We start from the raw sequence: 1,541 nt of genomic DNA, 5'->3' as shown, positions 1-1,541 counted from the left end.
CCCCCGTTATCTTTTTCGCGGTCCTGCAAGAGGGCCGCTGGCCTCCGGGCCCGGCATGACTGTGTCCCCCTGTCGAAGGAATGACCTGGGGGGTGGTGTCACCGGGCCCGGGAGGTGCCGTCGGAGACGCTGATGAGAGGTCCGGCCACCGCCCGGTCCGGCGCAATGTCGGGCAGTTCGCGGGCGGCAGGTCTGCATAACGTGGATGCGCGCGTACGACACCACTGCCGAGGCCGGCACGTTCAACTCCCTGAAAGGGCTCGATGTTCGACACCGAAGACGTGGGCGTGTTCCTCGGCCTGGACGTCGGCAAGAGTGCTCATCACGGTCATGGGCTCACCCCGGCCGGGAAGAAGGTCTTCGACAAGCCGCTGCCCAACAGCGAGCCGAAGCTACGGGCCGTCTTCGACAAGCTGACCACGAAGTTCGGGACCGTGCTGGTGATCGTGGACCAGCCCGCTTCCATCGGCGCCCTGTCCCTTACCGTCGCCCGGGATGCCGGCTGCAAGGTCGCCTACCTGCCCGGACTGGCCATGCGCCGGATCGCCGACCTCTACCCGGGGGAGGCCAAGACCGACGCGAAGGACGCGGCGGTGATCGCAGACGCCGCCCGCACCATGCCGCACACCCTGCGCACCCTGGAGCTGACCGACGAGATCACCGCTGAGCTGACCGTGCTCGTCGGCTTCGACCAGGACTTGGCCGCCGAGGCGACCCGCACGTCCAACCGGATACGCGGCCTGCTCACCCAGTTCCACCCCAGCCTGGAACGCGTCCTGGGCCCGCGCCTGGACCACCAGGCCGTCACCTGGCTGCTGGAGCGGTACGGGTCCCCGGCCGCGCTGCGGAAAGCCGGCCGTCGCAGACTCGTCGAGATGATCCGGCCCAAGGCCCCGCGCATGGCCGCCCGGCTGATCGACGACGTCTTCGACGCCCTCGACGAACAGACCGTCGTGGTCCCGGGGACCGGCACCCTCGACATCGTCGTGCCCTCCCTGGCCCGCTCGCTCGGCGCCGTCCATGAACAACGCCGAGCCCTGGAAGCACAGATCAACACCCTTCTGGACGCCCACCCTCTTTCCCAGGTCCTGACCTCGATGCCCGGCGTCGGCGTCAGGACCGCCGCAGTCCTGCTGACCACCGTCGGCGACGGCACCAGCTTCCCCACCGCCGCCCACCTCGCCTCCTACGCCGGACTCGCCCCGACGACCAGGCAATCCGGGACCTCGATCCACGGCGAACACGCGCCCAGAGGAGGAAACCGGCAGCTCAAACGCGCCATGTTCCTCTCCGCCTTCGCCTGCATGAACGCCGATCCCGCCTCCCGCACCTACTACGACAAGCAACGCGCCCGCGGTAAGACGCATACCCAAGCTCTCCTCCGCCTCGCACGCCAACGCATCAGCGTCCTGTTCGCCATGCTCCGCGACGGAACCTTCTACGAGCCCCGAACCCGCACAGTCACCCTCGCCGCATGACCAAGGCAAACAGCTACAAATCCGATGGCGCAGCCTTGACGAAGGACATAGAGGCACCCCCCC

1 protein-coding gene is annotated in these 1,541 nt (G+C 68.3%); it reads left to right on the top strand.

What is annotated here, in order from left to right:
* Nucleotides 1-263 precede the first annotated feature (263 nt).
* On the top strand, nucleotides 264-1,478 hold the full coding sequence (locus tag ABZ622_RS42075; protein WP_360552628.1) for an IS110 family transposase: 1,215 nt from the start codon (nucleotides 264-266) through the stop codon (nucleotides 1,476-1,478).
* The last annotated feature ends 63 nt before the right edge of the window (nucleotides 1,479-1,541 follow it).

It is taken from the genome of Streptomyces sp. NPDC007164 (genome assembly GCF_040634135.1).
GTDB classification, from domain to species: Bacteria; Actinomycetota; Actinomycetes; order Streptomycetales; family Streptomycetaceae; genus Streptomyces; species Streptomyces sanglieri.
The sequence above is the reverse complement of the archived record's forward strand: the minus strand, read 5'-3'. Positions and strand labels throughout refer to the sequence as shown.

Bases quoted from the DNA above. Each gene is read 5' to 3' on its own strand.
- ABZ622_RS42075 (WP_360552628.1), top strand. From the start codon at position 264: ATGTTCGACACCGAAGACGTGGGCGTGTTCCTCGGCCTGGACGTCGGC.